Origin of the sequence: Tenacibaculum sp. E3R01 (genome assembly GCF_003318185.1) — a bacterium.
Lineage (GTDB): Bacteria > Bacteroidota > Bacteroidia > Flavobacteriales > Flavobacteriaceae > Polaribacter > Polaribacter halocynthiae.
This window is the reverse complement of record NZ_QOCC01000020.1, coordinates 335,260-339,114: the sequence shown is the minus strand read 5'-3', so window position 1 is coordinate 339,114 and position 3,855 is coordinate 335,260. Positions and strand designations below refer to the sequence as shown.

General features: G+C 30.9%; 4 protein-coding genes. 2 read left to right on the top strand and 2 right to left on the bottom strand.

Going from position 1 to position 3,855, the window contains the following annotated elements; translation table 11 throughout:
- The first annotated feature begins 286 nt into the window (after positions 1–286).
- Together DS884_RS10690 and DS884_RS10685 are read left to right on the top strand one after the other, a co-directional pair.
- Positions 287–523 (top strand): hypothetical protein, encoded by a 237-nt coding sequence (locus DS884_RS10690; RefSeq protein WP_093868752.1) that lies wholly within the window; start codon positions 287–289, stop codon positions 521–523.
- A gap of 72 nt (positions 524–595) precedes the next feature.
- The gene (locus DS884_RS10685; protein ID WP_113786719.1) at positions 596–1,816 is read left to right on the top strand and encodes a radical SAM protein; all 1,221 of its coding nucleotides are present in this window, start codon (positions 596–598) and stop codon (positions 1,814–1,816) included.
- A 43-nt stretch (positions 1,817–1,859) separates the two neighbouring features.
- Here DS884_RS10685 and ettA read toward each other — a convergent pair whose 3' ends face one another.
- Positions 1,860–3,551 (bottom strand): energy-dependent translational throttle protein EttA, encoded by a 1,692-nt coding sequence (ettA, locus tag DS884_RS10680; protein ID WP_093868754.1) that lies wholly within the window; start codon positions 3,549–3,551, stop codon positions 1,860–1,862.
- A gap of 33 nt (positions 3,552–3,584) precedes the next feature.
- Positions 3,585–3,761 (bottom strand): CAL67264 family membrane protein, encoded by a 177-nt coding sequence (locus DS884_RS10675; RefSeq protein ID WP_093869210.1) that lies wholly within the window; start codon positions 3,759–3,761, stop codon positions 3,585–3,587.
- Positions 3,762–3,855 lie beyond the last annotated feature (94 nt).

Sequence of the window (3,855 nt, the reverse complement as noted above, 5' to 3'; positions counted from 1 at the left end):
TTCGAACCTGGTCTCTCGCTCAAAAACCGAAACAATATTGTTTCGGTTTTTTTTATTACATAAAACTTAGGCCAATACTAGCTTAATCTTCTCTTAGAATAAAAAACACACTCCTTTTATTCTTGCTTATTATCTATTAATTTAAAATTAAATAAAAAAAATGGGTAATACTATAAAGCTCCTCATACTAGTTAGAAAGAATAATTATTAAATGCGCATTTAATAAAATTGAGGAAGCTGAAAATCATTAATAGAGTAAGCACGATAATAAACAAATACTAATACAATGAAAAAAAAGTTTTTTTTACCTAAAGGGTTAGACAAATTTTCAAATTTAGAAATTAAAAGTTTAGACAAGTTTAAAGGTGGTGCTATCGGTCCAGTTACTGATGATATTATTTACATACCAACAGGTGGTGGAGGTAGACGTTGTCCAGATGGAATGGTTTGGTCTGAAACATTAAGTAAATGTGTTACTAGAATTGCAGTTGAAGAAAAGAAAGAAGTACGATTCAGCATGTAATTTAAAGTATAGGGAATTATATCTGAATGTTAGATATAATTCCTTTTTTATAAACTTAACCTATCTAATATTATGATTTTCGATGCTTTAGTTTTAAAAGTTGCTAGTAGATGTAACTTAAATTGTTCCTACTGTTTTATGTATAATCTTGGTGATACAACCTATAAAAATCAACCAAAATTTATGTCAGACACTACTGTAGACAATATTTTAAAGAAAGTAAAATCATATATCCAAAAATTTAATAAAGAAAAATTCACTTTCCTTTTCCATGGTGGTGAACCTTTACTAGCTTCTGAAGAATTTTATAGACTCTTTATATCGAAAGCCAATCAGTTACAAAAAAACCTTGATAAGGTTACTTTTTACTATGAAATGCAAACCAATGGTGTACTTATTAATGACAGCTGGTTAAACTTGTTTAAAGAACTTAATATTTACCCTAGTGTTAGTGTTGATGGAACCCCAAAAGCACATGATATGTATAGAGTAGATCATAAAGGTAAAGGGAGCTATGAAGACGTTTTTAAGGGAGTATCTCTTCTTAAAAACAAAATGGGACACGCTGATATAGCTTGTGTAATTAATACAAAGGAGAATCCAAAAGAAACTTACGATAGTTTTAAAAAAATGAATGTAAGCTTAGTGAATTTCTTAATTCCTGACTATACTCACGATAATTTCCCTTTTAACAAGGACAAAAATACAATGTCAAATTGGCTAATTGAGTTATTTGATATCTGGATTAACGATCCTGAAAGATATAAAATACCAATGTTTATCGGTTTTATTAATAGCTTACTAAGAATTACTGAAAATACTGAAAATGAATCAAAAGTATTAGTCATAGAAACTAATGGTGAAATAGAAGCTATCGACTCATTAAAAGCATGTGGTAATGGTTTTACTAAAACTGGGTTAAGCATAAACAGCAATGAGTTTTCAGATATAAAAAACTCTCCTTTAGGAAGTTTATATTTTGGAAGCCATGGAAGTAAATTGTGCAACCAATGTATGGAATGTCCTTTAAACGAAATTTGTAAAGGAGGACGATTAGTTCATAGATATAGTAAGAAAAATGGTTTTAACAACCCTTCAGTGTACTGTAAAGACCTTATTACTTTCATAGCTCATATTCAAAATTACTTTATGAATACACTTCCTGAATTACATAAAGAGGAAAATATTGAAGCTATTAACCCTTCTGAAATTATTGAATACCTCAATACGATTCCTTCAAGATCTTCACATTCTTATTCTAAAGAATTAGAAGCATTTTCAAATAGTATTTAAGAAAAAAAAGACTGTCTTTAAAAGGACAGTCTTTACATTTTATTTATCTAATTAATTTTTTATACTTAATTCGTTTAGGCATTATATCACCACCTAAGCGTTTCTTTTTATTTTCTTCATACTCAGAAAAAGATCCTTCATAGAAATAAATTTGACTATCTCCCTCAAAAGCTAAAATATGAGTACAAACTCTGTCTAAAAACCATCTATCATGGGAAATTACTACAGCACAACCTGCAAAATTCTCTAAACCTTCTTCTAAAGCTCTTAACGTATTCACATCTAAATCATTGGTAGGCTCATCTAAAAGTAGTACGTTTCCTTCTTCTTTTAAAGTCATTGCTAAATGTAAACGATTACGTTCACCACCAGACAATGTGTTTACTTTTTTATTCTGCTCGCTCCCTCCGAAATTAAACCTACTTAAATAAGCTCTAGAGTTCACCTGCTTACCTCCCATCATTACCAAATCTTGTCCTTCAGAAAAGTTTTCCCAAATTGATTTTTCAGGGTCTATATTAGAATGCGCTTGATCTACGTAGGCTATTTTAGCAGTTTCACCAACATTAAAGGTTCCAGCATCAGGAGTTTCTTCACCCATTATCATTTTGAAAATAGTAGTTTTACCAGCTCCATTTGGACCAATAATACCGACAATTCCAGCTTGAGGTAAATTAAACTCTAAGTTTTCATACAATAATTTATCTCCAAAAGCTTTAGAAACACCTGAAGCTTCAATTACATTAGTACCTAATCGTGGTCCGTTAGGAATATAAATTTCAAGTTTTTCTTCAGTTTGCTTTTGGTCTTGACTCATTAATTTCTCATAACTCTTCAAACGTGCTTTTTGCTTTGTTTGTCGACCTTTTGCTCCTTGACGTACCCAATCTAACTCTCGTTCTAAAGTTTTTTGACGTTTTGAAGCTGTTTTACTTTCCTGAGCTAATCTTGTTGATTTTTGATCTAACCAAGATGAATAGTTTCCTTTCCAAGGAATTCCTTCACCTCTATCTAATTCTAAAATCCAACCAGCTACATTATCTAAAAAGTATCTATCGTGAGTAACCGCAATAACTGTTCCTTTATATTGTGCTAAATGATGCTCTAACCAGTGAACAGACTCTGCATCCAAGTGATTTGTTGGCTCATCTAATAATAAAATTTCTGGTTCTTGAAGTAATAATCTACATAAAGCAACTCTACGACGCTCTCCTCCTGATAAAACACCTATTAATTTATCTGAATCTGGAGTTCGTAAAGCATCCATTGCTATTTCAAGCTTGGTATCTAATTCCCATGCATTCGAAGCATCTATCTGATCTTGAAGTTCAGCCTGACGAGCCATTAACTTATCCATTTTATCAGCATCAGAATATACTTCTTCTAAACCAAACATGTCATTAATTTTGTTGTACTCATCAAGAATTGCTACCGTTTCAGCTACCCCTTCTTTTACAACTTCCATTACTGTTTTAGTTTCATCCAGTTGAGGCTCTTGCTCTAGGTAACCAACTTTATATCCTGGTGAAAAAGTTACATCACCTTGATAGTTTTTTTCAACACCAGCAATGATTTTTAATAATGTAGATTTTCCTGATCCGTTTAAACCAAGAATTCCAATTTTAGCTCCATAAAAGAAACTTAAATATATATCTTTTAAAACTTGTTTTCCTGTACTTTGATAGGTTTTAGAAACCTTATTCATCGAAAAGATTACTTTCTTATCGTCACTCATTATAATTATTCTTTAAAAAATTAGTGGATATTATTATACTCTACCTTTTAGTGCATTAAACACCCATGCATTTGCAAAAAAACCAAGACCAACTGCGCCAAATCCATACCCTGCTATTTCATCGTATTTAAATACTGCTAAAGTTACAAGTAAAATCCCCATTAAAATCATTATCAATGTAGCCCAACCAAGAACTGTGTTTTTATTCATTGCCATTCTATTGTATTTTGTAATAATATCACAAATATCGGTAAATATTTAGATTTATCAATAAATTCAGGTTTTATAAAAAAGAAATCCTGCA